The following is a 26,920-nucleotide window of genomic DNA, read 5'->3' on the forward strand; positions in this document are numbered from 1 at the left end:
AGCTGCTGAGCTTGAGCTCGGCAGCTGTTTTTTTATAGGCTTGTAGAATGTTTGGGTTGGACTTTTTGCTCAGGATAGATATGGTTAATGGCATTGTTGACAGCAGTAGGTGCCTCACCTAGCCCAGTTGCAATCAGATCAATCTTGCCCTCATAGCTGCAGCAGTCCCCAGCTGCATAGATACCTGGCACGGAAGTTTCTTGCTTGCTATTGACCAAAATCTTGTGACGGTTGAACTCCAAGCCCCAATCTTTGAGATTGCCGACAGAGGATTTAAAACCGTAGTTGACAAAGAGATGATCTAGAGGCAGGTTCTGGCTTTCCTCTCCCTTGACTTGGCTGATTTCCAAGTGGGTTATCTTGCCATTTTCGCCGACCAAGCGACTAGGAACAAACGGTGTCTTAATCTCAACACTGGAAGCCTTGAGTTCTTCCACACTATGCTCTAAAGCCCGGAAGTTGTCCCGACGATGAACCAGGCTGGTTTCTCCAATCTTTTCAAAAGCTAGCGCCCAGTCAACAGCCGAGTCGCCCCCTCCCAGAACAACAACCTTTTTGCCAGCGTACTGGCTGATGTTTGAAACATGATAGTGGAGGTTGCTGTAAGAATCAGCATCGTCTAGCTCCAAAGCTCTCGGTTTGAAGGCGCCGCCTCCCATGGCGATGATAATGGTTTTAGTCTGATGTTGAGCCTTAGAAGTCGTGATGGTGAAGCCATCATCAGATTTAACGATATCCAGCACTGTTTCATTGAGGCAAATCTCAGTCTGGAAAGTCTCCAGCTGCTCAATCAGACGCTGAGTCAACTCTTCGCCAGTCAAATTAGTAAAGCCAGGCACATCCAGAATCTTCTTTTCTGGATAGAGAATGGCCGGCTGACCACCCAGCTGAGGCAGGGAATCAATGATTTTAACCTTGGCTTGGCGCAGATGAGCGTAAAAAGCTGCGAATAGGCCAACTGGACCGCCACCGACAATCGTAATATCATACAGTTCAGACATAATTTTCCTCAATCTTTTTAAAATAAACTAGCATTATTGTACCACAAAAAGAGGTTGAAATGTAGTTAAATTTTTGTAGGGATTGTAAAAGCCCCATCAGGGGCTTAACATTAAATAGCAAATAAATCATTGAGGTTTTCAGCCAAAGTCGGGTGAGTGAAGATTTGCTTACTCAAGTAGGTGTAAGGAATCTTATTATCCATGGCTACAGTCAGGATATTGATAATTTCCTGAGCTCCAGCTGAGAAGATAGTTGCTCCGACGATTTCCTTGGTTTCAGTGTTGACAACAGCCTTGAAGGCACCGCGTAAGTCAGCATTGACATGTCCGCGAGGCATTGCTGCGACAGGAATCTCCTTCACTGCAATCGGCAGTCCTTGCTCTTGGGCTTCCTTTTCAGTCAATCCGATTTGAGCCAAAGGCGGTGTGATGAACATGCTGGTAGGGACGTTCTTACGGTCTTCCAGTGTGTAGCTACCGTCGCCAGCCAGATAGCTATAAAGGATACGGAAGTCATCCAGTGAGATATAAGTAAACTGCAGACCGCCATTGACATCGCCCGCTGCAAATACACCAGGTACAGATGTTTCCAAGTGTTTATCAACCTTGATAGCTCCGCGCTCTGTCAGCTCGATATCTGTATTTTCCAACTTCAGTGGTTCAACATTAGGCTTACGACCAGTAGCATAGAGCAGAGCGTCAAAGCGGAATTCTCCATCTTCTGTCACAACCACAACTTCATCACCATCATTTTTAATTTGCTTGGTTTGCACATTTTGCAGGAGCTGGATTCCGTCTTCTTCCATATATTGCTTAGCCAGAGCAGCGATAGAAGGCTCTACTCGAGGGAGAAAGACAGGTGCAGCATCCAGTACAGTTACTTGACTGCCTAATTTGTTGTAGAGTCCAGCAAATTCTAGGCCGATGTTACCGCCACCCAGAACTCCTAAACGTTTAGGAAGTTCCTTCAAATTTTGGATGCCAGTTGAGTCATAGACATGCTCGGTTTCAGTCAGTCCTGTAATTGGCAGGACATTGGAAACGGCACCGGTATTGATAACAATAGTTTCAGCCGTCAATTCCTCTTTCTCATCGCCAGCTGTGATTTCGATGACTTTGTTTGAAAGGAAATGAGCTTCCGCATCGATGATGTCGACACCAGCGCCACTGATTGATGCGTAGTTCTTCCCGTTGAGACGGCTGATTACAGCATTCTTCTCAGCCATTACTTGGTCAAAAGCCAGACCTTTTTCAGCTGCGACGAGCAGGGTCTTGGTTGGGATGCAGGCGATATTGATACAGGTTCCCCCGTACATAGCCTTGCTTCGCTCAATCAAAGCAACTTTTTTTCCTTGGGCCGCCATTTTGGCTGCCAATGTTTTACCGGCCTTACCAAAGCCGATGACAATTAAATCATAGGTTAACATAATTTACCTCCATTTTTCAAAAAGATTGTATCACATCTAGTCGGAAAATGCTCATTTCTGCTACGCCTATTTTAAAAAAGTATCATAAAACATTTTTATACACTTTGTCCATTTTATTGGAACTAAATTCTAGCGCTTTTTCTTGCACTATGTTATACTTCTTTTCGTCATGAATTTCTATAAGGAGAAGAAAATGTCTATTATCACACTGATTTTGGCAAGCTTGGTTGCCTTGGAATTTTTCTATATTATGTACTTGGAGACCATCGCGACGACCTCAGCAGCGACAGCACGGGTCTTTGGTATGTCACAAGAGGAGTTGGAGCAGAAGTCGGTCAATACCCTTTTTAAAAACCAAGGAGTTTATAATGGTTTGCTGGGTATTTTGGTTTTAATTGCGGCCTTTGTACAGCCTAGTTCGTTTTGGCTGGGAATTTTTATGGTTTATATCATCTTGGTAGCTGCTTACGGTGCAGTGACCAGCGATCCGAAAATCCTGTTCAAGCAGGGTGGTTTGGCAATGTTGACTTTGTTGAGTTTATTTTTCTAGAAAGAGCGGGAAATAGTGATTTCCAGCTCTTTTTTACATAATGATTGACTTTTTTATTAGACATGTGTAGAATAAAATTAGAAGAAGACTTTAGAAAGTATGGAAATGTAATGAATCATTCAATTAAACGTTTACCAGATGGTGAATTTGCCATCTTAAAGATTATTTGGCACCTGCCAAATCCAACGACCTCTGCCCAAATCATGGAAAAGCTGGGTGAAGATAACCATTGGAAGCCTCAGACCTTGTTGACAGTTCTGGCTCGCTTGACGGAAAAGGGCTTCTTAGAAAGTGTTCGAAAGGGACGTGAAAGGCAATATACGGCCTTGATTTCGGAAGAGGAATATTTAGAGGTAGAGACGTCAGACTTTTTAAAGCGTTATAGCGGTCATTCCATGAGTGGATTTGTCAAGACTCTCTTTTCATCTAATTCCTTTTCAGAAAATGAACTGGATGAGCTGCGTAATTTGCTGAATCAGAAAGAGTAAGATGAGGTAGTATCCATGAAATAGTTCCTTTTGTCTTTTCTCTTAACCAGTTTCTCAACCTCGATCTTGGTTCTGTTTTTGAGCCTTCTTTTTGCAGCCCTTAAGACCAACATTTCGGTCAAGGTCAAGTATTTTACATGGTTTTTAATCTTGCTGAGTTTTCTGTTTCCATTCCGTCCCCAGTTCGGTTCTGGCTTTATTCGCCTGAGTACTGGGGCAACTGTTCAGACAGCCGTTAGGGCTACCCAGACAAGTGGAGGGCAAGCTGTTTCTCAAGTAGCTGAAAAAGCTAGCCAGGCCAATCTCTGGGAGGCTTTTCTAGGGCTGCCTTGGTTTGAAATATTCTTTGTCATCTGGCTACTTGGTTGTGGATTTAACCTAGGGAAATATGCCTATTCTTATATCCGTTTCAAAAAGATGTTGCAACGTTGGGGGACAGAGGTTGAGGACGAAGAAACTTTATTCCAGTTGCAATTGATCAAAGAAAAGATGGGTGTTAAAAGCAAGATTCGTCTGCTTCACTATCCTATGACACAGAGTCCAATGTTGCTGGGATTCAGGGATATTTTAATTGTGTTGCCGGAGCTGGACTATACGGAGGAGGAGCTGCAGCTGATTTTCCAGCATGAGTTGACTCATTATCAGCACCGAGATGTCTTGATTAACCTTTTTGCAATTTTCGCCAAGAGCCTACATTGGTTTAATCCAGTGGTTCGTTTTGCTTGTCGGGAAACTCAGGAAGCAGGAGAAATGTACTGCGACTACGATGTTTTGAGCAGCAAAGATACAGCTTATCGAACTTTTTATGGTGAAACCATTCTGACAATGATTGACCGAAGTAAGAAGACTCCGATTGCTTTGACGACTTGTTTTTACTCGGATAAATTTAATCTTAAGAGTAAGGTAAAAAACAGCTATTTTGAATGACTTGCATTCTAAAAGTTAGGTAAAGCTTATATCTTAGTATTTCCGTTTGCAATATGGTTTCTCAAACCTCAAAAATCCAGACACATACGAATGATATAAAATACTTGACACGGCTTTCTATGTATGGTATCATTATATAGATTTTGGACTTGAAGGGAGTGAAAAAAATGTCAAAAACAGTAGTACGTAAGAATGAATCTCTTGACGATGCTCTTCGTCGTTTCAAACGTGCGGTTACTAAAGCTGGTACTCTTCAAGAAACACGCAAACGTGAATTCTATGAAAAACCTTCTGTAAAACGCAAACGTAAATCAGAAGCAGCTCGTAAACGTAAAAAATTCTAATTAATAGAATGAGGAAGCAGCCGATTTGGCTGTTTTTTTCTTTTGAATGGGAAGTATATAATAAAAACAGCACTGATTTTTTCAGTGCTGTTTGGATATTAGTTTTGTTTTTCAAGCAAGCTCTTGATTTCTTGCAGAACTTCAAGTTCTGTTGGTCCAGCTGGTGCTTCTTCAGCAGCTTCTTCGTTTTTCTTAGTAAGATTTTGTGCTTTTTCCGCAGCCTTAACGATGAAGAAGAGAACAGTACCGATTACTAAGAAGTTAATCACGGCGCTCAAGAAATTACCATAAGCAATTCCGTTCCATTTCAATTCAGCGATTTGCTTCAAGTTTGCAGCTTTCAAAATTGGGTTGAGGAAGAGGGGAGTGATAACGTCAGTAATCAATGAGTTGACGATTGCTCCGAAAGCATTCGCAATGATCACCCCGACTGCCAAGTCAATCACGTTACCGCGTAGCAAAAATTCTTTAAGATCCTTTAACATTTTCTTTTCCTTTCAAAAAATAATTTAATATTTGAGATTATATTATAGCTTAAAGAAGCAATTATTTCAAGTTATTTGCCTATCAAATGTTTTACATTTGCGTCAAATTATTATAAAATATAGAGTGATATTCTGTGATGAATTGGAGGTATTGTCTATTGGATAAAGAAATGATTTCTGAAATAAAAAATAGTGTCAATATCGTCGATGTCATAGGAGAAACAGTAGCCTTGACCAAGGCTGGCAGAAACTTTCTGGGACTTTGTCCCTTTCATGGCGAAAAGACGCCTTCCTTCAACGTTGTAGAGGACAAGCAGTTTTATCACTGTTTTGGCTGTGGCAAGTCGGGGGATGTTTTCAAGTTTATTGAGGATTATCGAGGCGTATCCTTTATGGATGCTGTGCAGATTGTCGCAGACAGAGCGGGCATTTCCTTAGGGATGGAGAGAGCTAGCGCTGATCGACCGAGACAGTCTCATCCGTATCAGGCGCTCTATGATATTCATACAGAAGCAGCGAAGTTTTACCATGCAGTTCTGATGACGACCAAGATAGGAGAAGAAGCGCGCGCTTATCTCTACAATCGTGGGCTGACGGATGAAGTTATTAAGCATTTTCAAATAGGGCTGGCTCCTAATGAAGGCAACTATCTTCATAAGAGTTTGGCTGGTAAGTTTGATGAGTCTACTATCATGAACTCGGGTCTTTTTAATCTGGCAGAGAATAATCTGGTCTATGATGCTTTTCAGAACCGGATTATGTTTCCTTTGACCAATGACAAGGGTCAGGTTGTCGCCTTTTCTGGTCGAATCTGGCAAGATTCGGAGGCTGGTTCACAGACTGCCAAGTATAAGAATAGTCGCAGCACCCCTATTTTTAATAAAAGCTATGAGCTTTATCATCTGGATAAGGCCAAGCCGGTGATCAAGAAGAGCCACGAAGTCTATCTAATGGAAGGCTTTATGGACGTGATTGCGGCTTATCGGGCTGGAGTTGAAAATGCAGTCGCGTCGATGGGAACAGCTCTGACACCTGAGCACGTTCAGCATTTGCGTAAGTATTGCAAGAAAATTATTCTGACTTATGATGGAGACAGGGCTGGTCAGGCTGCGACAGCCAAGGCTTTAGAAGAGCTACGGGATATGTCGGTAGAGATTGTGTCCTTTCCTGACAATATGGATCCAGATGAATTTATTGCTAAAAATTCTGCCGAGGAATTGAAACAATTTCTGACTAAAACGCGAATTAGTGATGTAGAGTTCCTTTTACGCTATCTCAAACCGGATAATATTGAAAATTTGCAGGCTCAGATTGAATTCGTGGAGCGAATGGCGCCTATTATTGCTCAGACGCAATCTATTACAGCTCAGAATTCCTATATTTATATGTTGGCTGAGTTGCTGCCTGATTTTGATTATCAGCAGGTAGAGAATACGGTTAACAATAGTCGTTTGGCTGAGCGAAGTAGTCGAAGCGGACAGCAGTCGGAATCTCTAAGAAGACCTGTACTGGTAGATCTTCCACTGTCTAAACAGCTATCACGGTTGATAAAGGCAGAAATCCATATCCTCTATCGTATGGTACACAATCCGCTGGTTTTAAATAGCTATCGGCTTCGCACAGATTTTGCCTTTGATACGGCGGAACTGCAGGAGCTATACGAGCTTTTACTGGCCAATGGTGAAGTGACCTCGCAGGATTTATCCAGCTTACCGGAAAGAGTCCAGCAACTTTGGTATCGGATGTTGGAGGAAGATTTGCCAGAGGAGATGGAAGACGGAGAGTTAGCAGAAGTAGAACTGACTAGGGAACGCGAATTGCTTCGTAAGAATAATCAGCTGATTAGCAAAAAGATTCGAGAAGCTTTGCATACTGGAGATGAGAATGCCGCTATATTAGAAGTGGAGCGCTTAATCGCACAAAAAAGAAGAATGGAGTAGGTATGGCTACAAAACAAAAAGAAGTAACAACATTAGACGTTCAAATTGCAGAATTCATCCGTAATCACAAGCAGACAGGTGTAGCGACAGACGATGAAATCAATGACCAGCTGGTCATTCCTTTCACTTTGGACGCTGATGGGATTGAGGATTTGCTGCAACGCATTCAGGATGCGGGCATTTCTATCACGGATAAGGAAGGAAATCCGAGCGCGCGTGTCTTGAATACTGAAGAGGAAGAAGCGGAGCTGACGGATGAAGAGCTCCTAGGTAGCAATTCAGCCAAGGTCAATGACCCAGTCCGCATGTATCTGAAAGAAATCGGGGTTGTGCCGCTTCTTAGCAATGAAGAAGAACAGGAACTGGCTATCTTGGTAGAACAGGGTGACTTAGAAGCCAAGCAGCGCCTGGCTGAGGCCAACCTTCGTCTGGTTGTTTCCATTGCCAAGCGCTATGTCGGCCGTGGCATGCAGTTCCTTGATTTGATTCAAGAAGGAAATATGGGGCTGATGAAGGCTGTTGATAAGTTTGACTACACCAAAGGATTTAAGTTTTCAACTTATGCGACTTGGTGGATTCGTCAGGCCATTACCCGTGCGATTGCTGACCAAGCTAGAACAATCCGAATCCCAGTTCACATGGTGGAAACCATTAACAAGCTGGTCCGTGAGCAACGTAATCTCTTGCAGGAATTAGGTCAAGACCCAACACCAGAGCAAATTGCTGAGCGCATGGATATGACACCAGATAAGGTTCGTGAGATTCTCAAGATTGCTCAGGAGCCGGTTTCCTTGGAAACACCTATCGGTGAGGAAGATGACAGCCATCTGGGAGACTTTATCGAGGACGAAGTGATTGAAAATCCAGTCGATTACACAACTCGTGTCGTTCTTCGTGAGCAGTTGGATGAGGTTTTGGATACTTTGACAGATCGTGAGGAAAACGTCTTGCGTTTGCGCTTTGGTCTAGATGATGGAAAGATGCGGACTCTGGAAGATGTCGGCAAGGTCTTCAATGTAACTCGTGAGCGGATTCGCCAGATTGAAGCCAAGGCCCTACGTAAACTTCGCCACCCAAGCCGCAGCAAACCACTCAGAGACTTTATTGAAGATTAAGAACTGAAGAGCAAGAAGGGGCAGGAATCTTTCAGTAGGAAGTGTCAAGTCGGCAATCCTAGCTGAAAACAAAGGCCCCCTCGAGCTAACTTGAAATTTCTGCCATATCTATAAGGAGGATATTGCATGTCAGAAAAAAAATACAGCCCCGAAGAAGTTGAAAAGATTAAAACGCGTATTTTGGAGAGCTTGGAGCAGGTCATTGACCCAGAGCTGGGGATTGATATTGTCAATCTCGGCTTGATTTATGAAATCCGTTTTGACGAGACCAATGGGGAAACGGAAATCGATATGACCTTGACCACTATGGGATGCCCTCTGGCGGATCTTCTGACTGACCAGATTTATGATGCCATGTCAGATGTTCCAGAGGTTACCAAGACTGATGTTAAGTTGGTTTGGTACCCCGCTTGGACAGTGGAAAAGATGAGCCGTTATGCTCGGATTGCATTGGGGATTAAATAGCGACATCACACTGGAAGATAGACTATACAGAAAAGCACTTGAAATGAAAATCAAGTGCTTTTTGAATGTAATTTTATACAAACTACCAGCTAGTTAGTGAAATTTCCCCGCTGTTGAGCCAGATATTTTGGCCGTTCTCTAACTGGACTAGAAGTTGGCCACTGTCCGAGATATCGCTAGCAATTCCCTTATAGGTTTGATTGTTTTGCTGGAAGCTCACTTGGCGACCGAGGACTAGGGAGTGCTTTTTATAAAGATAGAACAGGTCTTGGGGATCGCTTTCGTAGAAACATCTCCAGATTTCAGCAATTAGCGCATTTCTGCTGATAGGAGCTCGCTCTGTAAAGAGTGATCCAGCCTTAGCTTGCAATTCTTCTGGAAAATCATTAACGCAAAAATTAAACCCGACCCCGATAATAATATCTGTGACTAAGCCTGTCTCGACGGAGGTAATGGCCTCGGTTAAAATGCCTGCGATTTTTTTATCCTTGTAGTAAATATCGTTGACCCACTTGATATCTATGTCTATGAGGGTTAGATTTTTTACAGCTTGATAGATGGCTCCGGCTGTCAGGAGAGTATAGGCAGGGATTTGATCAAAAGATAGGTTGGGCTTGAGATGAAGGGACATATAAAAGCCACCTTGTTTTGGAGAGAAAAAGTCTCGTCCGAAGCGACCGCGCCCAGCGGATTGAGCAGCAGCTAGATAGAGGGTATTTGCTTCGCCACCTGCTTCTAGACCTGCTTTGGCATCTATCTGAGTAGATTGACAGTTGGGGTTGAAGGAAACTTTGATAGGTGCCTCTTTTTCAATGATTTCTGGGATTAGTAAATCCCCTGCTTTGAGCTTATAGCCCCGGTTTTTAACGGAATCAATCTGGATTCCTTCTCTTTCCAAGCGCTGAATGGCCTTCCAAATGGAGGTCCTGGAAATGCCCAGTGTCTGAGCCAGACTTTCTCCGTTTACATAATCATCAGCTTGGCTGAGAATGGTAAATAATTGTTCGTAGGTTTTCATTCGTTCTTTCTCTGTTAAATACTGCTTTCTCGAATGGTCAGCTTGGTAGAAAGTTTGACCATATAGGGAATGGAGTCCTCTTCGGATGTTAAAATTTGATTCAGAATGTGCAGAGCCTGCTTGCCCATTTCTTCTGTAAAAACGGTGACCGTACTGAGACTGGGATAGATGTACTTAGCAATAGACGTATCATTAAATGAAATAATGCTGACATCTTGGGGAACTTGGATTCCGTGTTCTTGCAGAGCCCGCAAGGCACCGATAGTCAAAGCATCGCTAGAGATGAAGAAGGCGGGCGGGAGCTGGTTCTCGTGCTCGCTAAGGAGCTCTGTCATCATCTGATAGCCTGATTCCGAAGAAAAGCTGCCTACCTTAACCAAGTCAGGTTGATAAATTTCTTTTTCAGACAGATACTGCTGAAAGCTTGCCAAACGAGGGTCGCTGATGAGGCTAGTCTGGTCAGAGGTTCTTTCTCGCCCAGCAATCATGCCAATCTGGTCAAAACCAGCGTTCATGAAGTGCTCAAGTACCTTCCTTACAGCATTCTCAAAATCAACCGTTACACAGCTGTAGCCTGCATTAAGCGTATCACTGTCGACAAAAACTAAGTGGTTGTTGTACTGCTCCAGCTGCTGAATTTGAACTGGGCTGAATTTGCCGATGGCAATTAAGCCATCAATATCTTTCAGTTGCTCAAGAGAATCATTTTGAAACACTCTGAGAATCTCATAGCCCAATTCTTGAGCTTTTTTTTCAATGCCCAAACGAATGGAGTAGTAGTAAAGGTCATCGAGCTCTTCCTGCTCAGTGTACCATTCAATGAGCCCAATACGGTAGGCCTGAGTCTTGCTTGGCTTAGTTTTTCTTGATTTTTTATAGTTCAGCTGCTCAGCGATGTCAAAAATCTTTTTACGAGTGCCATCACTGACTGACATGGCTGGGTCGTAGTTGAGTACGCGAGAGACCGTAGCGGGAGAGACCCCAGCAGCCTGGGCAATATCCTTAATCGTAGCCATTTTTTTCTCCTATTGTCTTATATGGGCTATTATACCTCAAAAACAAGTAAATAACAAAGAGGAATTTAGTAAATATTACCCAATTTTTTATTAAGTAAAATTTTACTAAATTTATTGAAGTTTTACTCGGAAACAGTTATAATAAATATAAGAAAACGATTACAATGTCGATCATTCATTTTAAAGGAGTTTAGCTTATGTCAAACCTAATTTCAGCGGAGCAAGTCCGCGCAGATTTTGCCAAAGTTTTTGGAGTAGAAGCGGATCACACTTTCTTTTCACCCGGTCGGATTAATCTGATTGGTGAGCATACCGACTACAACGGCGGCCATGTCTTTCCTGCAGCCATTTCTCTAGGAACTTATGGGGCGGCTCGCAAGCGGGACGACCAGCTCTTGCGATTCTTCTCGGGAAATTTTGAAGAAAAAGGCATCATTGAAGTGCCATTGGAAAACCTTCGTTTTGAAACAGAACACAACTGGACCAACTATCCAAAAGGAGTTCTACATTTTCTGCAAGAGGCTGGCCATACGATTGACCGAGGCATGGATGTCTATGTTTATGGAAATATTCCCAATGGGGCTGGCTTGTCGTCATCTGCGTCATTAGAGCTCTTAACGGGTATCATTGCTGAGAAACTTTTTGATTTGAACTTGGAACGTTTGGACCTAGTGAAAATCGGTAAATTAACTGAAAATGAATTTATCGGGGTTAATTCTGGCATCATGGACCAGTTTGCTATCGGGATGGGAGCTGACCAGCGGGCTATTTACCTTGACACCAATACTCTTGAGTATGATTTGGTGCCGCTTGATCTCCAGGACAATGTTGTAGTGATTATGAATACCAATAAGCGACGTGAGTTGGCGGACTCTAAGTACAATGAGCGTCGGTCGGAGTGCGAAAAAGCTGTTGAAGAACTTAACCGTAAGCTGTCTATCGCTACCTTGGGTGAGTTGGACGAGTGGTCCTTTGATGAGTATAGCTATCTGATAGAGGACGAAAATCGCCTCAAACGGGCTCGCCATGCCGTTTTAGAAAATCAACGGACTTTGCAAGCGCAGGCAGCTTTGCAGGCAGGTGATCTTGACAAGTTTGGCCGTCTCATGAATGCGTCTCATGTTTCTTTAGAACATGACTATGAAGTGACTGGTTTGGAATTGGATACCCTCGTTCATACTGCTTGGGCTCAGGAAGGTGTTCTTGGTGCTCGTATGACAGGGGCAGGTTTTGGTGGCTGTGCCATTTCCTTGGTGCGAAAAGATGCTGTTGAGGCCTTTAAGCAAGCTGTTGGCAAGCACTACGAGGAAGTCGTTGGATACGCTCCAAGCTTCTATATCGCTGAAGTTGCAGGTGGCACTCGCGTTTTAGACTAGGAGAGAAGTAAATGGACGCTGTAATATTTGATTTAGATGGCTTATTAGCTGATACTGAGATCATTTCTCTAAAAGTTTATCAAGAATTGCTTAAAGATTTTGGAATTCCTTTCACAGAAGAAACATATTCTAGAGAATACAGTGGACATAGGGAAGAGGAGAATGTTCAACGATTTTTGGACACCTATGATTTACCTTGGAACTTTGACCAAACCTTGGAAAAAGTTTATGAACTGGAAGCTCGAATATTAGCCAGAGGTGTAAATTTAAAAAAAGGTGCTAAAAATTTGCTTGCTTTTTTGGAAAGAGAAGGTATTTCAATCGCCTTAGCAACTTCAAGTGTTGAATCTCGAGCGAGAATGATCTTGGATAGTAATGGTATACTGTCCCTATTTGACCATCTAGTTTTTGCAAAAGATGTAAAGAGAAGCAAACCTTACCCTGATATATTTTTAAAGGCCTGTAGAGATTTGAATGTTTTACCAGAGAATTGCTTAGTACTAGAGGATAGTGAAGCAGGGATTGAGGCAGCGTATAGAGCTGGGATACCAGTCATTTGTATTCCAGACTTAAAAATACCAGCACAGTCTTTCTTAAATAAAACAGAACAAGTTTTTCAGGATTTAGACGCTGTCAGAGACTATTTAGAATGTAAGAAGGAGAATCAATGAGTCAGGAAGTTATAGATGCATTTATCACAGAAGTCATTTCTGAAAGTTCATTTGAGGAAATGGATCGAATCTACCTGACCAATCGTGTTTTGGCTCGAGTGGGCGAAGGCGTTTTGGAAGTTGAGACTAATCTGGATAAATTGATTGACCTAAAGGACCAGCTGGTCGAAGAAGCAGTTCGATTAGAGACGATTGAGGATGTTCAGACTGCGCGTGAAATCCTTGGTGCTGAGCTCATGGACTTGATTACCCCTGCCCCTAGCCAGCTCAATTGGGACTTCTGGACGACTTATGCCTCCAATCCCGAGCAAGCTGTAGCTGATTTTTACCAGCTTAGTCAAAAAAATGACTATATCAAGGTCAAGGCTATTGCTAAAAACATTGCTTTCAAAGCACCGACTGAATATGGAGATTTGGAAATCACCATCAATCTCTCTAAGCCGGAAAAGGATCCCAAGGAGATTGCAGCAGCTAAAAAGGCAATGAATAGTCATTATCCAGCATGTCAGCTCTGTATGGAAAATGAAGGATATCAAGGTCGCTTGGACCATCCAGCCCGCGCCAACCATCGGATTATTCGCTTTGACTTAGTCGGACAGGAGTGGGGCTTCCAGTATTCGCCCTATGCCTACTTTAATGAGCATTGCATCTTTCTGCACAGCCAGCACCTTCCTATGGCCATCAGCCGTCTGACTTTTGAGCGCCTACTGGACATCGTTGAGACCTTTCCGGGCTATTTTGCTGGCTCAAACGCCGACCTGCCTATTGTCGGCGGCTCTATCCTGACCCACGACCACTATCAGGGCGGACGTCACACTTTCCCTATGGAAATGGCAGAGCTGGATTGCAGCTTTACTTTTAGCGGATTTGAAGAGGTAGAGGCAGGTATTGTCAAATGGCCTATGTCCGTCATTCGTATGAAATCTGAGAAGAAGGAACAGTTGATTAAGTTGGCTGACAAGATCTTGCAAGCTTGGCGAACCTATTCTGACCCAAGTGTGCAGGTGTTGGCAGAGTCTGAGGGTGAGCCGCACCATACCATCACACCGATTGCCCGCAGGAAAGATGGATCTTTTGAGCTAGACTTGGTCTTGCGGGACAATCAAACTTCCCCAGAACATCCGGACGGCATTTATCACCCTCATAAGGATGTGCAGCATATTAAGAAAGAAAATATCGGTCTGATTGAGGTTATGGGACTGGCTATTCTGCCGCCTCGGCTCAAGGAAGAACTCAAGCAGGTAGAACTTTTCTTGCTGGGAGAAGACTGTCAGGTCGCTGCCTATCATCAGGAGTGGGCCAATCAACTCAAAAACCAGCATCCGAATGTTTCCGCTGAAACGGTGGAAGGAGTAGTTCAGGCTTCAGTTGGACAAATTTTCAGCCGTGTGCTGGAAGACGCGGGAGTTTACAAGCGAACAGAGGAAGGGCAGGATGCTTTCATGCGCTTTGTACGATCTGTTGGTTTGAAAGAGGAATAATTGCAGTGAGAGTTTTCATTTGTCCCTATTTTTGATAAAATAGTTAAATAAAAATCAAGACAAGAAAGAGAGAAACATGGCAATTTTAGTATTAGGTGGCGCTGGCTATATCGGCTCGCACATGGTAGACCGTTTGGTAGCAGCAGGCAAGGAAGAGGTAGTCGTCGTTGATAATTTGGTGACTGGTCATCGCGCAGCGGTTCATCCTCAGGCAGTCTTTTATGAGGGGGATTTGGCGGACAAGGACTTTATGCGTGGCGTTTTTGCCAAACATCCATCCATCGATGCAGTTATTCACTTTGCTGCCTTTTCACTGGTCGCAGAGTCTATGGCGGACCCGCTCAAGTATTTTGACAATAACACAGCCGGCATGGTTTCTCTTTTGGAGGTCATGCAGGAATGCGGTGTTAAGAACATTGTCTTTTCTTCGACAGCGGCGACTTATGGTATTCCTGAGGAAGTTCCAATTCTGGAAACGACTCCGCAAAAGCCTATCAATCCTTATGGTGAGAGCAAGCTTATGATGGAGACCATTATGCGCTGGGCAGACCAGGCCTATGGCATCAAGTTTGTAGCCCTGCGTTATTTCAATGTGGCCGGTGCTAAGCCCGACGGATCGATTGGCGAGGACCATGGACCAGAAACCCATCTCCTACCGATCGTGCTTCAGGTGGCTCAGGGCAAACGTGAGAAGATTGCCGTCTTTGGCGACGATTACGATACTCCAGACGGGACTAATGTTCGCGATTATGTCCATCCTTTCGATTTAGCTGACGCCCATATTTTGGCTGTTGAGCATCTGCGTGCTGGTCAACCTTCGGATGCCTTTAACCTTGGCTCTTCGACTGGTTTTTCCAACTTGCAGATTGTAGAAGCCGCCCGCAAGGTGACCGGCCATCCTATTCCTTTGGAAATAGCAGAGCGACGTCCAGGGGATCCAGATACGCTGATTGCTTCCTCTGAGAAGGCAAGAAATATTCTGGGCTGGCAGCCGAAATTTGACAATATCGAAACCATTATCGAAACTGCTTGGAAATGGCATTCCAGTCATCCAAACGGCTATGATGATCGCCAGTAACCAGTGTAGTTTCAAATATTTACAGAGACACTTTGTTAGAGATAGCAAGGTGTTTTCTTGGAACGATAGAAGTTCTTTTCATGGGATTTAATTTGTTGTAAAAAAAGCGGATACATAGTAAAATAGAAAAATGATGAAAATAAGACGAATAAATAATGAATTAGAGATAAATCAGGAAGAAGATACAGTCTTGGTTCTGGGCTATTTTGACGGCCTGCATAAGGGGCATCAGACACTTTTTAAGGAAGCAAGGAAAATTGCAGCTGAGCAAGGACTGAAGATTGCCGTACTGACCTTTCCTGAGTCACCAAAATTAGCTTTTGTCCGCTATCAGCCAGAGTTGATGTTGCATTTGAATCATCCAGAGGAACGAGCTGCTCACTTAGAAAATTTGGGTGTGGACTACCTTTACTTGATTGACTTTACTAGCCATTTTTCTAAAAATACTGCTCAAGAATTTTTTGATAAGTACGTTGCTGCGCTTAAAGCAAAGGCAGTTGTAGCGGGATTTGACTATCACTTTGGTTCTGATAAGAGAAGGGCAGAGGAGCTTGCAGACTATTTTGATGGTCAGATTGTCATCGTCTCATCAGTCAATCAAGATGAGGAAAAAATCTCTTCTACTCGGATTAGAGAGACCATTCAAAATGGTGATGTTGCCAAGGCGCATCAGCTATTAGGCTATCCTCTCTCTACTCGGGGCATTGTGGTTCATGGCAATGCTAGAGGGCGCACCATTGGCTATCCAACGGCCAATCTAGCACCATTGGATCGCGTGATTTTGCCAGCAGATGGTGTCTATGTGGTAGATGTTGAACACAATGGCAAGATTTTTCGTGGCATGGCTAGCGTTGGCAAAAATGTGACCTTTGAAGGAGATGAACTTCGGTTTGAGGCCAATCTATTTGACTTTGCGGAGGAAATCTATGGCGATACGATTCGAATTATCTGGCTGGATAAGATTCGTGATATGGTCAAATTTGATGGTATTGAAGAACTGGTTGCTCAATTAAAGAGTGATGAAGAAGTGGCAAGAAATTGGGAATGTTCGGAATAAATGTCGGTTTTTGATATTTTTCTTAGTATTTCAAGCCGATTCTTAAAAATATCTAGTCAAGAGAGATAAAATTTAGTATAATAGAGTTAGTTACTATATAAAAATAAGAAGAGAACAGCATGATTACATTATTTTTATCGCCTAGCTGCACTTCCTGTCGCAAGGCGCGTGCTTGGTTGATTAGTCATGAAGTTCCATTTACGGAGCATAATATCATGACGAGCCCTCTGTCTGCTCCAGAATTGCAACACATTCTTTCACTGACAGAAAATGGCACTGATGACATCATCTCAACCCGCTCAAAAATTTTTCAAAAACTAGATTTAGACGTAGAGGATTTATCGATTTCAACGCTCATTAAGCTGATTGAGGAAAATCCTAGTCTTTTGCGTCGCCCAATTATCCTCGATGGTAAACGAATGCAAATCGGCTTCAATGAAGACGAAATTCGTGCTTTCTTGCCTAGAGGTTATCGGAAAGAAGAACTTAGAGCCGCAACTATGCGTGCTGATATTTAAAATATGAAAAAAAATTATAGTTACCCACTAGACTTATCGTGGAGCACTGAAGAGCTTGCTTCAGTGCTTTCTTTTTTTAATGATGTAGAGCAAGCCTATGAACAGAAGATTCAAGCGGAGAAACTGCTCCAGTCCTATGCAGTCTTCAAGAAAGTTGTTCCCAGCAAGGGAGAAGAGAAGCGACTAGGCCGTGAGTTTGAGACGGTTAGTGGCTATTCTCTTTATCGCGCTGTTCAGGAGGCAAAAAGGAAAGGGAAAGGAATGATTTCTCTTGGAAAATAAATTTCATTTTGCGAAAGAAATAGTTTATCAGGCAGGTGCTTTTTTAAGAGACCATCTCTATGATGATTTGGATGTCGTACAAAAGAGCAGCCCGACTGACTTGGTGACTCAAATGGACCGCTTCATACAAGATGATTTGGTTGGGAAAATTTTAGCTCAGTATCCGAACGACGCGATTTTGGCTGAGGAAAATGACCTGCGACACGACATCGCGGATGGTAATGTCTGGGTGATTGATCCCATTGATGGTACCAATAATTTCATTACCCAGCGGGCTGATTTTGCTATTATGTTGGCGTATTTTGAAAATGGGCAGGGCAAGTTCGGCTTGATTTACGATGTGACAAGGGACCAGCTTTTTCACGGAGGCGGGACTTTTGATGTGTACTGCAATGACAGAAAGTTGTCTGCTTTTATCGACAAGCCCCTGCAGCAATATCTTATGGCTTCAAATGCTAGTATGCTGGAGCATAATCACTGGGGACTAGCTGACTTGGCTCGTGATTGCTTGGGAGTGCGTGTCTATGGCAGTGCTGGGATTAGTTTTGCTAAGACCTTGGCTGGTGGTTTAGTTGCCTATTTCTCTTATAATTGGCCTTGGGACTATGCGGCGGCCTATGTGATGGCTGACAAACTGGGGTTTGTCGTTCAGACTCTAGATGGCAATCAGCCGAATTTTCAGACTCAGGAGCCGATTATGATTGCACCAAAGTGTAAATTAGACGAGTTACAAGAGTATTTACGAAAGGGAAAAGGCTAGTATGGACTTTCCAGTAGGTTTTAAGGAAAAGTATGAGGAGCTTTTGGGTCAGGAAGCAGAGGTCTTTTTTGCGACTTTTGATCAAGATCCGATTTCAGCCTTTCGCAGCAATCCTTTAAAAGAAAAGCAGAAAGATTTTACAGATGCAATTCCAAATACAGATTGGGGACATTATGGAAAAGTGTCTGGGAAGTCGGTAGAACATGTCACGGGCCTAGTTTATTCTCAGGAGCCAGCTGCGCAAATGGTCGCTCAGGTTGCAGCACCGCAAAAGGGCATGAAAGTTCTGGATTTAGCTGCCGCACCAGGCGGAAAGTCTACCCATTTACTCTCTTATTTAGATAATACAGGTGTGCTAGTTTCTAACGAAATCAATGCCAAACGCAGTAAAATTTTGGTAGAAAATATAGAGCGTTTTGGAGCGCGAAATGTCCTTGTCACCAATGAATCTGCGGATCGATTGGCTAAGGTCTTTCAGGGCTATTTTGATCTCATTGTTCTGGATGCTCCTTGCTCTGGCGAAGGAATGTTTCGCAAGCAGCCAGATGCTACCCAATATTGGAGTCCGGAATATCCTGCCCAGTGTGCGCGTTTGCAACGAGAAATTTTAGAGGACGCTGTCAAGATGTTGGCGACAGGCGGGCAGCTGGTTTATTCAACTTGCACTTGGGCGCCAGAAGAAAATGAAGAAATGGTCGCTTGGCTTTTAGAGAATTTTCCTTTGGAATTGCTTGAAATACCCAAGATCAATGGTATGGTGGCGGGGATTGATTTCCCAGAAACAGCTCGTATGTATCCTCACCATTTCAAAGGTGAAGGGCAATTTGTAGCCAAATTTCGTTTTACAGGCAGTCAATCTGCTAAAAAAATCAAGGCAGCCAAAAATAAATTGACAGCTGAGCAAAGAAAACTTTGGCAAGATTTCCAGAAAAAGTATCTAAACATTGAACTAGAGGGACATTTAGAGACTTTTGGTGACAATCTTTATCTGCTGCCAGCTGGACTGCCAGACATGTCCAAGCTAAAAATTGCTCGCAATGGCCTGCATCTAGGAGAATTTAAGAAAAATCGTTTTGAACCAAGCTTCGCCTTAGGCCTAGCTTTGAGGCCTAGTGAAGTTGTCTCAGTCCTTGAGATTGAGGATATGGCTTTTAGCAAATATGTAGCAGGCGAGACGGTTCAACTCTCACAAAACTATCTAAATGGCTGGTATCAAGTGCTTGCCCAAGGAAACGGTTTGGGTTTTGCAAAAATTACTGGAAATACCTTGAAAAATTATTTCCCAAAGGGGCTTCGCTTTCGTTCAAAAGACTAGGCAAAGCCCTCTTTCTATGTTATAGTGGATATAGTGGGATTTTCAGTTTCTTTCAAATAGACATTCCACTATTATTCTCAAGATTTCGAGGAAAAAAATGGTGAAGAAAAAATATAAGCTGATTTTGTCAGCGGTTCTAGTTCTAGTTGCAGTCAGCCTATCAGCCTGCTCCAGCTGGATTGACCGAGGCGAGTCCATGACTGCCGTTGGTTCGACAGCCTTTCAGCCGCTCGTTGAAGCAGCAGCGGATGAGTTTGGTTCAGCCAATATTGGAAAAACGGTCAATGTTCAAGGGGGCGGATCTGGTACTGGCTTGTCTCAGGTTCAGTCTGGTGCGGTCGAAATTGGCAACTCAGATGTGTTTGCTGAGGAAAAAGAAGGGATTGACGCTTCAGCCCTTGTTGACCACAAGGTAGCAGTCGCTGGAATTGCCGTGATTGTCAATAAAGAAGTATCCGTCGATAATTTAACAGCGGAGCAGCTGCAGAAGATTTTTACTGGTGAAGTGACCAACTGGAAGCAGCTGGGCGGGAAAAATCTAGAGATTTCCATCATCAACCGTGCGGCAAGCTCTGGTTCCCGAGCTACTTTTGACAGTGTCATCATGAATGGTAAATCAGCCGTTCAAAGTCAGGAGCAGGATTCAAATGGGATGGTTAAGTCCATTGTTTCTCAAACACCGGGAGCCATCTCTTATCTGGCCTTTGCTTATGTGGATGATTCTGTCAAGACTTTGAAGCTCAATGGCTACGAGCCTACAGCTAAGAATGTTGCGACCAATGCTTGGCCACTCTGGTCTTATGAGCATATGTATACATTGGGCAAGCCGACTGGTCTTGCAGCAGAGTTTTTGGACTACATGCTGTCAGACGAAGTTCAGGATGGGATTGTCTCAGGAATGGGCTATATTTCCATCAAAGAAATGCAGGTCAGCAAGGATGCTGATGGAAATGTTACGAGCTTAAAAGGAGATAGCAAATGAGAAATGAAGAATTAGCAAAAAAATTACTATCCCCTTCGAAAAACTCTCGTCTGGAAAAATTTGGTAAATATATCACCTTTGCCTGCCTGGCTTTAATCGTCCTGATTGTAGCCATGATTTTAATCTTCGTAGCACAAAAAGGGCTGTCGACCTTCTTTGTCAACGGAGTTAATGTATTTGAATTCTTGTTTGGCTCCACTTGGAATCCGTCAGGTAAGGAATTCGGTGCTCTTCCGATGATTTTGGGTTCCTTTATCGTTACCATTCTGTCAGCATTGATTGCAACTCCCTTTGCTATTGGAGCAGCCGTCTTTATGACTGAAGTATCGCCTAAAGGAGCTAAGATTCTTCAGCCTGCGATCGAGCTCTTGGTCGGGATTCCGTCTGTTGTGTACGGATTTATCGGCTTGCAGGTTGTTGTTCCCTTTGTTCGGACTGTTTTTGGTGGTACCGGATTTGGGATTTTGTCTGGTATTTTCGTACTTTTTGTCATGATTTTGCCGACCGTTACCTTTATGACGACGGACAGTCTGCGTGCTGTGCCGCGTCACTACCGTGAAGCAAGTCTGGCTATGGGAGCTACGCGCTGGCAAACTATTTGGCGGGTAACACTTAAGGCTGCTCGCTCAGGTATCTTCACAGCAGTAGTCTTTGGAATGGCGCGTGCCTTCGGTGAAGCCTTGGCTATCCAGATGGTCGTTGGTAACTCTGCAGTAGTCCCAACCTCTCTGACAACGCCAGCAGCTACACTGACCTCTGTCTTAACCATGGGTATCGGAAATACCGTTATGGGAACAGTGGATAATAACGTTCTCTGGTCTCTGGCTTTGGTGCTCTTGATGATGAGCCTAGCCTTTAACAGTGTCATTAAACTGATTACAAAAGAAAGAGGTAAGAAAAACTATGCACGCTAAGAAATTAGATAAATTGGCGAATGGTATCCTCTACACGATAGCTGGTATCATTGTTGCTATCCTTGCCTCTCTGATTCTTTATATTCTGGTAAGAGGCTTGCCGCATATCTCTTGGTCTTTCCTGACTGGAAAATCTTCTTCTTACCAAGCTGGCGGCGGTATTGGAATTCAGCTCTACAATTCCTTCTTTCTGCTGGTGATTACTCTGATTATCTCTGTTCCTCTCTCTATGGGGGCTGGTGTTTATCTGTCAGAGTATGCTAAGAAAGGACCAGTAACAAACTTTGTCCGTACCTGTATTGAAATCCTGTCCTCGCTGCCATCCGTGGTAGTCGGACTCTTTGGCTATTTGATCTTTGTTGTCCAGTTTGAATATGGCTTTTCTATCATCTCTGGTGCCTTGGCGCTGACTGTCTTCAATCTGCCTCAGATGACTCGCAATGTTGAGGACAGTTTAAAACACGTTCACCATACACAGCGTGAAGCAGGACTGGCTCTCGGAATTTCCCGCTGGGAAACAGTGCTTCATGTGGTCATTCCAGAGGCTCTGCCAGGGATTGTGACAGGGATTGTCCTTGCTTCTGGTCGGATTTTCGGTGAAGCAGCTGCCTTGATCTATACTGCGGGGCAATCTGCGCCGGCTCTGGATTGGTCTAACTGGAACATTTTCAGCATTACCAGTCCGATTTCGATTTTCCGGCAGGCGGAGACACTGGCCGTCCATATCTGGAAGGTCAATAGTGAAGGAACCATTCCTGATGGCACTGTGGTGTCAGCAGGATCAGCAGCGGTGCTTCTGATTTTCATCTTGATTTTCAACTTTGGAGCCCGCAAACTCGGTTCCTACTTGCACAAGAAATTAACCTCTGCATAAAGGAGAAGCAATGACAGAATATAATTGGAATGAAAAACATATCATTACTTTTCCTGAAGAAAAGGTAGCCCTTTCGACCAAGGATTTGCATGTTTACTACGGTAAAAAAGAATCCATCAAGGGCATTGATATGCAGTTTGAAAAGAATAAAATCACAGCTCTGATTGGTCCGTCTGGCTCAGGGAAATCGACCTATCTCCGCAGTCTCAACCGTATGAATGACACGATTGATATTGCCAAGGTAACAGGGCAAATTCTTTACCAAGGAATAGACGTCAATCGGTCTGATATCAACGTTTACGAAATGCGTAAGCACATCGGCATGGTCTTCCAACGGCCCAATCCATTTGCCAAGTCTATTTATCGCAACATTACCTTTGCCCATGAACGTGCTGGTGTAAAAGATAAAAAGATTTTGGATGAGCTTGTTGAAACTTCGCTCAAGCAAGCTGCGCTTTGGGACCAAGTCAAGGATGATCTCCATAAATCAGCCTTGACCTTGTCAGGCGGCCAGCAGCAAAGGCTCTGTATTGCCCGAGCTATTTCGGTCAAGCCAGATATCTTGCTTATGGACGAGCCGGCTTCTGCGCTGGATCCGATTGCGACCATGCAGCTAGAAGAAACCATGTTTGAGCTCAAGAAGGACTATACGATCATCATCGTGACGCACAATATGCAGCAGGCTGCCCGAGCCAGTGACTATACCGGCTTCTTTTATGTGGGGGATTTGATTGAGTACGACAAGACCGCCAATATCTTCCAAAATGCCAAACTGCAGTCGACCAATGACTATGTTTCTGGTCATTTTGGTTAGAGGTGAAGAAACTAAAGGAATGAATTTATGACAGAACCTATTTTGCAAGTCAAGGACTTGTCGGTTTATTATAATAAAAAGAAAGCGCTCAATAGTGTCTCCTTGGACTTTATGCCTAATGAAATCACTGCCTTGATTGGACCATCAGGTTCAGGGAAATCTACCTTGCTCAAGGCTATCAACCGTATGGGTGATTTGAATCCAGAAGTAACAACAACAGGCACAGTCATCTATAACGGCCACAATATCTACAGTCCTCGGACAGATACGGTGGAGTTGCGCAAAGAGATTGGCATGGTTTTCCAGCAGCCTAATCCCTTCCCAATGACCATTTATGAAAATGTTGTCTATGGACTGCGCATCAACGGTGTCAAGGATAAACAGGTTTTAGATGAAGCGGTAGAGCGTTCCTTGATTGGGGCTTCTATTTGGAACGAAGTGAAAGACCGTTTACATGATTCCGCTATTGGTCTCTCGGGTGGTCAGCAACAGCGGATTTGTGTAGCACGCGTTTTGGCTACCAGTCCGAAAATTATCCTCTTGGATGAGCCAACGTCAGCGCTAGATCCAATCTCTGCGGGTAAAATTGAGGAAACTCTCTATGGACTTAAGGACACCTATACCATGCTCTTGGTGACGCGCTCCATGCAACAGGCTTCTCGGCTTTCGGATAAAACAGGCTTCTTCTTGGGTGGCGATTTGATGGAGTTTAATGATACTAAGGAGATGTTCCTCAACCCACAAAACAAGGAAACAGAAGATTATATTACAGGAAAATTTGGATAAGGAGTTGAATGATGTTACGATCTCAATTTGAAGAAGATTTGGAGAAATTGCACAATCAGTTCTACGCAATGGGACAAGAAGTGCTCTCACAAATCAACCGCACAGTACGTGCTTTTGTCACGCATGACCGTGACTTGGCAAAGGAAGTCATCGAAGATGATGCAGAAGTAAATGAATATGAAGTGAAATTGGAAAAGAAATCATTTGAAATGATTGCCCTCCAACAACCTGTTTCTCAAGACCTTCGTACTGTCTTAACCGTTCTCAAGGCTGTTTCAGACTTAGAGCGTATGGGAGACCATGCAGTATCCATTGCAAAAGCGGCTATTCGTATGAAAGGTGAGCAGCGTATTCCAGCTGTCGAGGACGAAATTAAAAAGATGGGTCGCGATGTGAAAAATTTCGTTGAAGCTGCCCTTGATCTCTACCTGAATGGTTCTGTAGATCAAGCCTATGAAGTAGCAGCCATGGATGAAAAAATCAACCATTATTTTGATAGCATTCGTGACCTGGCTACAGAAGAAATCAAGAAAAATCCTGAAGCCATCGTTACAGGCCGTGATTACTTCCAGGTTATTTCTTTCTTGGAACGTATCGGCGATTATGCCAAAAACATCTGCGAATGGGTCGTTTACTTTGAAACGGGTAAAATTATTGAATTATAATATATGTTAAAGAGACAGGCTAAGCTTGTCTTTTTTGTTTTGAGGAGGAGAAAAGGTGAGATGAGAAGAATTTAAAAGATAGATATTTAGACTTCATGTAGATAACAGGCAAATTGGGATTTCAATGGATTAAAAGGTCTAAAACAAAAAGATAATTTATCGATATGACCTAAGTACTCCCCTTTTGGTTGAAATGATTGAAAAAGAAATGGAGGATAATGCCAAAAATTATGCTACAATGTAGGAAAGTGATAGCTGAAAGCCTTGTTTTATAGCATACTACAATGGAGGTATAATTATGAGAAAAAAGATTATTGTCGTTCTGGCAATTTTGTTCGTTCTAGTTTCAGGAGGGGGATACTGTATGACAAAATGGATTGAACATCAAAACTCACCGTATAATGTTAGTGACGTTTTAGACGATAAAGAAGTAAAACTTTACAAACGAGGCTTTCGTTTATTGGAAGAACAGTTGTCAACTTATATCAAAGAACACTATTCAGGAATCAGTAAAATAGAGTTTTCACCAATTTTTGTTCAAGGTGGGGATGGACAGACTATGTTTGGTGCTAGTATAATCGCAGCTATAACTGATTCAAATGGAAATAAAACTTATTTAGGGAAAAAAATAGGAGACACTACCTATGCTGCCTATGGTGATTCGTGGGATTTGCTTCTAGGATTTGATGGAGCGACTGGTGAAGAAGCCATTGACCTGAGGGTTGATGAAAATACAACAGTAGAAGTGTCTAATCATAAACATTTGCCTGAATTTGCTAAATTGTCTTCCCTACCTAAATTGGATAAGAATATTGAGGTGCTTATCCAGAACGGTCAGTTGAAAGGTGTAAAGAAGAGTGAAAGTGGTAGTCCAAAAGCAAAGATAGAGTATAACATTGAAATCAGAAGAGGGAACTACTCAGAATGGGAATGATCCTTGATTAAACAGGGAAATTTATTCTTATAGATAATATGACAGAAAAAATCGTCAAAAATATAAATATTGTAATATACTATAAACAAAATAGAAAAAATTGAACCGTTTTCATGTAGATATAGAGGTGACAGGTAATGAAGAAAAAACAACTTGCAATTATAGCTGTATTAATTATCTTAGTTTCAGGAGGGGGATACTGTATGACNAAATGGATTGAATATCAAAACTCACCGTATAATGTTAGTGACGTTTTAGACGATAAAGAAGTAAAACTTTACAAACGAGGATTTCGTTTGTTGGAAGAACAGTTGTCAACATATATCAAAGAGCGCTATTCAGGAGTCAGTAAAATAGAGTTTTCACCAATTTTTGTTCAAGGTGGGGATGGGCAGAGCATGTTTCGAGCTAATATTGTTCCTGTGATTTATGATTTACAAGGCAATAAAGCTTACTTGGGAAAAAAAATTGGCGAGAAATCCTACAGTCATTATGGTAGTTTTTGGGATGTTAGGCTTGATTTTAATGGCTTGGATGAAGAAATCATAGAATTAAAGGTTGGTGACGATTTTATTGATATTTCCAAGAGTAAAAAATTACCTGTGGAAGCCAAATTATCAACTAAACCAAAAATGAATGAGAATATAGAAGCTTTAGTCAAAGCTAGTCAATTGAAGAATGTGGTTAAAAGTGAAATCGGCAGTCCAGATGCAGAAGTTGTCTACAATACAGAAATTAGGAAAGGAGACCATTTGGAATGGCGTTGACAGAATGACATTGTTTATATTAATAACATTTAGTAAGGCTAAAAGACGTTAAGAAATCAGATGTAGGAAGTCCGAATGTTGAAATAGACTACAACTTATAAATTAAAAGAGGGAGCTACTCAGAATGGGAATGATCCTTGATTAAATGGGGAGGTTTCTGTTTATGGATAATATGACAGAAATACTCGGAAAGAAATACAATGTTGTGATATACTATAAACAGAAAAAATGGATTCGTTTTCATATAGATGTGAGGAGGTATACTTGTGAAAAAAAAGATTATTATTGTTTTAACAATTCTATTCATTATAATTTCAGGAGGCATCTATATGTACAACAAACTAACAAAACCTAATCTTAGCCCCAAAACAGCCAAACTCTATCAGCATGGCTTTCGACTTCTGGAAGAGCAACTAGGGACTTATATAAAAGAGCATTACTCAGGGGTTGAAAAGATTGAGTTTTCCCCAATCTACATTACTGAGGAAGGGTCAACTTTCTCAAATGCCTATGTACGTCCGACGATTTATGATAAATATGGGAATAAAGCAACATTAGGAACAACAATAGAGAACTACACACCTAGTAGCTATGGTTTGGTTACTCATATATTTCTTGATTTTGATGGTTCAGGAAATAATGTTATAGAATTAATGGACTCAGAAGGTAATGACATTGATGTTTCAAATGCAAAACATTTGCCAGACGAAGCAAAGCTCACGAAGGCTAGAAGTACAGATGAAAATATTTCTTTATTGGTTCAAGACAGTCAGTTAAAGGATGTTGTTAAGGATGAAAAAGGAAGCCCAGAAGCTGAAATCATTTACAATGTTAAGCTAAGTAAAGAGGAAGGATGATATTACATTAACT

At 42.6% G+C, this 26,920-nt stretch carries 29 protein-coding genes and 1 pseudogene; 25 read left to right on the top strand and 5 right to left on the bottom strand.

What is annotated here, in order from left to right:
* Positions 1-32: 32 nt before the first annotated feature.
* Complete coding sequence (locus D8793_RS08195; RefSeq protein WP_125371414.1) at positions 33-1,001, bottom strand: NAD(P)/FAD-dependent oxidoreductase; 969 nt, start codon at positions 999-1,001, stop codon at positions 33-35.
* Between the two features lie 110 nt (positions 1,002-1,111).
* Complete coding sequence (locus tag D8793_RS08200) at positions 1,112-2,428, bottom strand: FAD-containing oxidoreductase (protein ID WP_125371415.1); 1,317 nt, start codon at positions 2,426-2,428, stop codon at positions 1,112-1,114.
* 193 nt (positions 2,429-2,621) lie between these two features.
* Here D8793_RS08200 and D8793_RS08205 point away from each other — a divergent pair, with 193 nt between their 5' ends.
* The 4 genes and pseudogenes from D8793_RS08205 (at position 2,622) to rpsU (ending at position 4,737) form a co-directional block, all read left to right on the top strand.
* The gene (locus D8793_RS08205) at positions 2,622-2,978 is read left to right on the top strand and encodes a DUF1304 domain-containing protein (RefSeq protein WP_125371416.1); all 357 of its coding nucleotides are present in this window, start codon (positions 2,622-2,624) and stop codon (positions 2,976-2,978) included.
* Positions 2,979-3,088: 110 nt separating this feature from the next.
* Positions 3,089-3,466, top strand: coding sequence for a BlaI/MecI/CopY family transcriptional regulator (locus tag D8793_RS08210; protein ID WP_125371417.1), 378 nt, complete (start codon positions 3,089-3,091; stop codon positions 3,464-3,466).
* 30 nt (positions 3,467-3,496) lie between these two features.
* Positions 3,497-4,372: pseudogene (locus tag D8793_RS08215) on the top strand (M56 family metallopeptidase); the annotation flags it as partial.
* A gap of 188 nt (positions 4,373-4,560) precedes the next feature.
* Positions 4,561-4,737: a 30S ribosomal protein S21 gene (rpsU, locus tag D8793_RS08220; protein WP_000048054.1), complete on the top strand. Its 177-nt coding sequence runs from the start codon at positions 4,561-4,563 to the stop codon at positions 4,735-4,737.
* 98 nt (positions 4,738-4,835) lie between these two features.
* Here rpsU and mscL read toward each other — a convergent pair whose 3' ends face one another.
* Positions 4,836-5,222 (bottom strand): large conductance mechanosensitive channel protein MscL, encoded by a 387-nt coding sequence (mscL, locus tag D8793_RS08225; RefSeq protein ID WP_125371418.1) that lies wholly within the window; start codon positions 5,220-5,222, stop codon positions 4,836-4,838.
* Positions 5,223-5,359: 137 nt separating this feature from the next.
* Between mscL and dnaG the strand changes: the two genes are divergently transcribed.
* The 3 genes from dnaG (at position 5,360) to D8793_RS08240 (ending at position 8,742) form a co-directional block, all read left to right on the top strand.
* A complete protein-coding gene (gene dnaG / locus D8793_RS08230) occupies positions 5,360-7,162 on the top strand; it encodes a DNA primase (RefSeq protein ID WP_312023598.1) in 1,803 nt (600 codons plus the stop codon).
* Between the two features lie 2 nt (positions 7,163-7,164).
* Complete coding sequence (gene rpoD, locus D8793_RS08235; protein ID WP_002895944.1) at positions 7,165-8,277, top strand: RNA polymerase sigma factor RpoD; 1,113 nt, start codon at positions 7,165-7,167, stop codon at positions 8,275-8,277.
* A gap of 126 nt (positions 8,278-8,403) precedes the next feature.
* Positions 8,404-8,742 (top strand): metal-sulfur cluster assembly factor, encoded by a 339-nt coding sequence (locus tag D8793_RS08240; RefSeq protein WP_125371420.1) that lies wholly within the window; start codon positions 8,404-8,406, stop codon positions 8,740-8,742.
* An 82-nt stretch (positions 8,743-8,824) separates the two neighbouring features.
* On the opposite strand, the gene birA is transcribed toward D8793_RS08240, so the two are convergent.
* Complete coding sequence (birA, locus tag D8793_RS08245; RefSeq protein ID WP_125371421.1) at positions 8,825-9,760, bottom strand: bifunctional biotin--[acetyl-CoA-carboxylase] ligase/biotin operon repressor BirA; 936 nt, start codon at positions 9,758-9,760, stop codon at positions 8,825-8,827.
* Positions 9,761-9,774: 14 nt separating this feature from the next.
* The gene (locus tag D8793_RS08250; protein WP_125371422.1) at positions 9,775-10,776 is read right to left on the bottom strand and encodes a LacI family DNA-binding transcriptional regulator; all 1,002 of its coding nucleotides are present in this window, start codon (positions 10,774-10,776) and stop codon (positions 9,775-9,777) included.
* 197 nt (positions 10,777-10,973) lie between these two features.
* Here D8793_RS08250 and D8793_RS08255 point away from each other — a divergent pair, with 197 nt between their 5' ends.
* The 18 genes from D8793_RS08255 (at position 10,974) to D8793_RS08350 (ending at position 26,907) form a co-directional block, all read left to right on the top strand.
* Positions 10,974-12,152, top strand: coding sequence for a galactokinase (locus D8793_RS08255; protein ID WP_125371423.1), 1,179 nt, complete (start codon positions 10,974-10,976; stop codon positions 12,150-12,152).
* Positions 12,153-12,163: 11 nt separating this feature from the next.
* Positions 12,164-12,823, top strand: a complete 660-nt coding sequence (locus D8793_RS08260) for an HAD family hydrolase (protein ID WP_125371424.1) — start codon at positions 12,164-12,166, stop codon at positions 12,821-12,823.
* A complete protein-coding gene (galT, locus tag D8793_RS08265; protein ID WP_125371425.1) occupies positions 12,820-14,304 on the top strand; it encodes a UDP-glucose--hexose-1-phosphate uridylyltransferase in 1,485 nt (494 codons plus the stop codon). The genes D8793_RS08260 and galT overlap by 4 nt, the downstream gene beginning before the upstream one ends.
* 76 nt (positions 14,305-14,380) lie before the next feature.
* Positions 14,381-15,382, top strand: coding sequence for a UDP-glucose 4-epimerase GalE (gene galE, locus D8793_RS08270; protein WP_061909092.1), 1,002 nt, complete (start codon positions 14,381-14,383; stop codon positions 15,380-15,382).
* 133 nt (positions 15,383-15,515) lie between these two features.
* A complete protein-coding gene (locus D8793_RS08275) occupies positions 15,516-16,439 on the top strand; it encodes a bifunctional riboflavin kinase/FAD synthetase (protein WP_312023600.1) in 924 nt (307 codons plus the stop codon).
* A gap of 119 nt (positions 16,440-16,558) precedes the next feature.
* Positions 16,559-16,957, top strand: coding sequence for a Spx/MgsR family RNA polymerase-binding regulatory protein (locus D8793_RS08280; RefSeq protein ID WP_015604875.1), 399 nt, complete (start codon positions 16,559-16,561; stop codon positions 16,955-16,957).
* 3 nt (positions 16,958-16,960) lie between these two features.
* The gene (locus D8793_RS08285) at positions 16,961-17,239 is read left to right on the top strand and encodes a UPF0223 family protein (protein WP_125371427.1); all 279 of its coding nucleotides are present in this window, start codon (positions 16,961-16,963) and stop codon (positions 17,237-17,239) included.
* Positions 17,229-17,999, top strand: a complete 771-nt coding sequence (locus D8793_RS08290; protein WP_125371428.1) for an inositol monophosphatase family protein — start codon at positions 17,229-17,231, stop codon at positions 17,997-17,999. The genes D8793_RS08285 and D8793_RS08290 overlap by 11 nt, the downstream gene beginning before the upstream one ends.
* 1 nt (position 18,000) lies before the next feature.
* Positions 18,001-19,314: an RsmF rRNA methyltransferase first C-terminal domain-containing protein gene (locus D8793_RS08295; RefSeq protein ID WP_125371429.1), complete on the top strand. Its 1,314-nt coding sequence runs from the start codon at positions 18,001-18,003 to the stop codon at positions 19,312-19,314.
* Positions 19,315-19,411: 97 nt separating this feature from the next.
* Positions 19,412-20,296 carry a phosphate ABC transporter substrate-binding protein PstS family protein gene (locus tag D8793_RS08300; RefSeq protein ID WP_125371430.1) on the top strand — a complete coding sequence of 295 codons (885 nt, stop codon included), beginning with the start codon at positions 19,412-19,414 and terminating at the stop codon, positions 20,294-20,296.
* Complete coding sequence (gene pstC / locus D8793_RS08305; protein ID WP_125371431.1) at positions 20,293-21,210, top strand: phosphate ABC transporter permease subunit PstC; 918 nt, start codon at positions 20,293-20,295, stop codon at positions 21,208-21,210. Before D8793_RS08300 ends, pstC begins: the two co-directional genes overlap by 4 nt.
* Positions 21,200-22,084: a phosphate ABC transporter permease PstA gene (gene pstA / locus D8793_RS08310; RefSeq protein ID WP_125371432.1), complete on the top strand. Its 885-nt coding sequence runs from the start codon at positions 21,200-21,202 to the stop codon at positions 22,082-22,084. The genes pstC and pstA overlap by 11 nt, the downstream gene beginning before the upstream one ends.
* A 10-nt stretch (positions 22,085-22,094) precedes the next feature.
* Positions 22,095-22,898 (top strand): phosphate ABC transporter ATP-binding protein PstB, encoded by an 804-nt coding sequence (gene pstB, locus D8793_RS08315; protein WP_125371433.1) that lies wholly within the window; start codon positions 22,095-22,097, stop codon positions 22,896-22,898.
* A 27-nt stretch (positions 22,899-22,925) separates the two neighbouring features.
* Positions 22,926-23,684, top strand: a complete 759-nt coding sequence (gene pstB / locus D8793_RS08320; RefSeq protein ID WP_048763927.1) for a phosphate ABC transporter ATP-binding protein PstB — start codon at positions 22,926-22,928, stop codon at positions 23,682-23,684.
* A gap of 11 nt (positions 23,685-23,695) precedes the next feature.
* Positions 23,696-24,349 carry a phosphate signaling complex protein PhoU gene (phoU, locus tag D8793_RS08325; protein ID WP_005591940.1) on the top strand — a complete coding sequence of 218 codons (654 nt, stop codon included), beginning with the start codon at positions 23,696-23,698 and terminating at the stop codon, positions 24,347-24,349.
* Between the two features lie 298 nt (positions 24,350-24,647).
* Positions 24,648-25,283, top strand: a complete 636-nt coding sequence (locus D8793_RS08330; protein WP_125371434.1) for a hypothetical protein — start codon at positions 24,648-24,650, stop codon at positions 25,281-25,283.
* A gap of 137 nt (positions 25,284-25,420) precedes the next feature.
* Positions 25,421-26,050 carry a hypothetical protein gene (locus D8793_RS08340; protein WP_125371435.1) on the top strand — a complete coding sequence of 210 codons (630 nt, stop codon included), beginning with the start codon at positions 25,421-25,423 and terminating at the stop codon, positions 26,048-26,050.
* Between the two features lie 266 nt (positions 26,051-26,316).
* Positions 26,317-26,907, top strand: a complete 591-nt coding sequence (locus tag D8793_RS08350) for a hypothetical protein (protein WP_125383836.1) — start codon at positions 26,317-26,319, stop codon at positions 26,905-26,907.
* Positions 26,908-26,920 lie beyond the last annotated feature (13 nt).

The sequence above is a fragment of the Streptococcus cristatus genome, assembly GCF_003943465.1.
In the GTDB taxonomy this organism is placed as follows: domain Bacteria; phylum Bacillota; class Bacilli; order Lactobacillales; family Streptococcaceae; genus Streptococcus; species Streptococcus cristatus_C.

Excerpts from the sequence above, each read along its gene's own strand:
- D8793_RS08280 (WP_015604875.1), top strand. The coding sequence starts at position 16,559 with ATGATTACATTATTTTTATCGCCTAGCTGCACTTCCTGTCGCAAGGCG.
- D8793_RS08200 (WP_125371415.1), bottom strand. The coding sequence starts at position 2,428 with ATGTTAACCTATGATTTAATTGTCATCGGCTTTGGTAAGGCCGGTAAA.
- pstA (WP_125371432.1), top strand. The coding sequence starts at position 21,200 with ATGCACGCTAAGAAATTAGATAAATTGGCGAATGGTATCCTCTACACG.
- mscL (WP_125371418.1), bottom strand. The coding sequence starts at position 5,222 with ATGTTAAAGGATCTTAAAGAATTTTTGCTACGCGGTAACGTGATTGAC.
- D8793_RS08330 (WP_125371434.1), top strand. The coding sequence starts at position 24,648 with ATGAGAAAAAAGATTATTGTCGTTCTGGCAATTTTGTTCGTTCTAGTT.
- phoU (WP_005591940.1), top strand. The coding sequence starts at position 23,696 with ATGTTACGATCTCAATTTGAAGAAGATTTGGAGAAATTGCACAATCAG.
- D8793_RS08240 (WP_125371420.1), top strand. The coding sequence starts at position 8,404 with ATGTCAGAAAAAAAATACAGCCCCGAAGAAGTTGAAAAGATTAAAACG.
- D8793_RS08295 (WP_125371429.1), top strand. The coding sequence starts at position 18,001 with ATGGACTTTCCAGTAGGTTTTAAGGAAAAGTATGAGGAGCTTTTGGGT.
- galT (WP_125371425.1), top strand. The coding sequence starts at position 12,820 with ATGAGTCAGGAAGTTATAGATGCATTTATCACAGAAGTCATTTCTGAA.
- D8793_RS08260 (WP_125371424.1), top strand. The coding sequence starts at position 12,164 with ATGGACGCTGTAATATTTGATTTAGATGGCTTATTAGCTGATACTGAG.
- D8793_RS08205 (WP_125371416.1), top strand. The coding sequence starts at position 2,622 with ATGTCTATTATCACACTGATTTTGGCAAGCTTGGTTGCCTTGGAATTT.
- birA (WP_125371421.1), bottom strand. The coding sequence starts at position 9,760 with ATGAAAACCTACGAACAATTATTTACCATTCTCAGCCAAGCTGATGAT.
- D8793_RS08300 (WP_125371430.1), top strand. The coding sequence starts at position 19,412 with ATGGTGAAGAAAAAATATAAGCTGATTTTGTCAGCGGTTCTAGTTCTA.
- D8793_RS08250 (WP_125371422.1), bottom strand. The coding sequence starts at position 10,776 with ATGGCTACGATTAAGGATATTGCCCAGGCTGCTGGGGTCTCTCCCGCT.
- rpsU (WP_000048054.1), top strand. The coding sequence starts at position 4,561 with ATGTCAAAAACAGTAGTACGTAAGAATGAATCTCTTGACGATGCTCTT.
- D8793_RS08210 (WP_125371417.1), top strand. The coding sequence starts at position 3,089 with ATGAATCATTCAATTAAACGTTTACCAGATGGTGAATTTGCCATCTTA.
- pstC (WP_125371431.1), top strand. The coding sequence starts at position 20,293 with ATGAGAAATGAAGAATTAGCAAAAAAATTACTATCCCCTTCGAAAAAC.
- D8793_RS08195 (WP_125371414.1), bottom strand. The coding sequence starts at position 1,001 with ATGTCTGAACTGTATGATATTACGATTGTCGGTGGCGGTCCAGTTGGC.
- rpoD (WP_002895944.1), top strand. The coding sequence starts at position 7,165 with ATGGCTACAAAACAAAAAGAAGTAACAACATTAGACGTTCAAATTGCA.
- pstB (WP_125371433.1), top strand. The coding sequence starts at position 22,095 with ATGACAGAATATAATTGGAATGAAAAACATATCATTACTTTTCCTGAA.
- pstB (WP_048763927.1), top strand. The coding sequence starts at position 22,926 with ATGACAGAACCTATTTTGCAAGTCAAGGACTTGTCGGTTTATTATAAT.
- dnaG (WP_312023598.1), top strand. The coding sequence starts at position 5,360 with ATGAATTGGAGGTATTGTCTATTGGATAAAGAAATGATTTCTGAAATA.
- D8793_RS08255 (WP_125371423.1), top strand. The coding sequence starts at position 10,974 with ATGTCAAACCTAATTTCAGCGGAGCAAGTCCGCGCAGATTTTGCCAAA.
- D8793_RS08285 (WP_125371427.1), top strand. The coding sequence starts at position 16,961 with ATGAAAAAAAATTATAGTTACCCACTAGACTTATCGTGGAGCACTGAA.
- D8793_RS08275 (WP_312023600.1), top strand. The coding sequence starts at position 15,516 with ATGAAAATAAGACGAATAAATAATGAATTAGAGATAAATCAGGAAGAA.
- galE (WP_061909092.1), top strand. The coding sequence starts at position 14,381 with ATGGCAATTTTAGTATTAGGTGGCGCTGGCTATATCGGCTCGCACATG.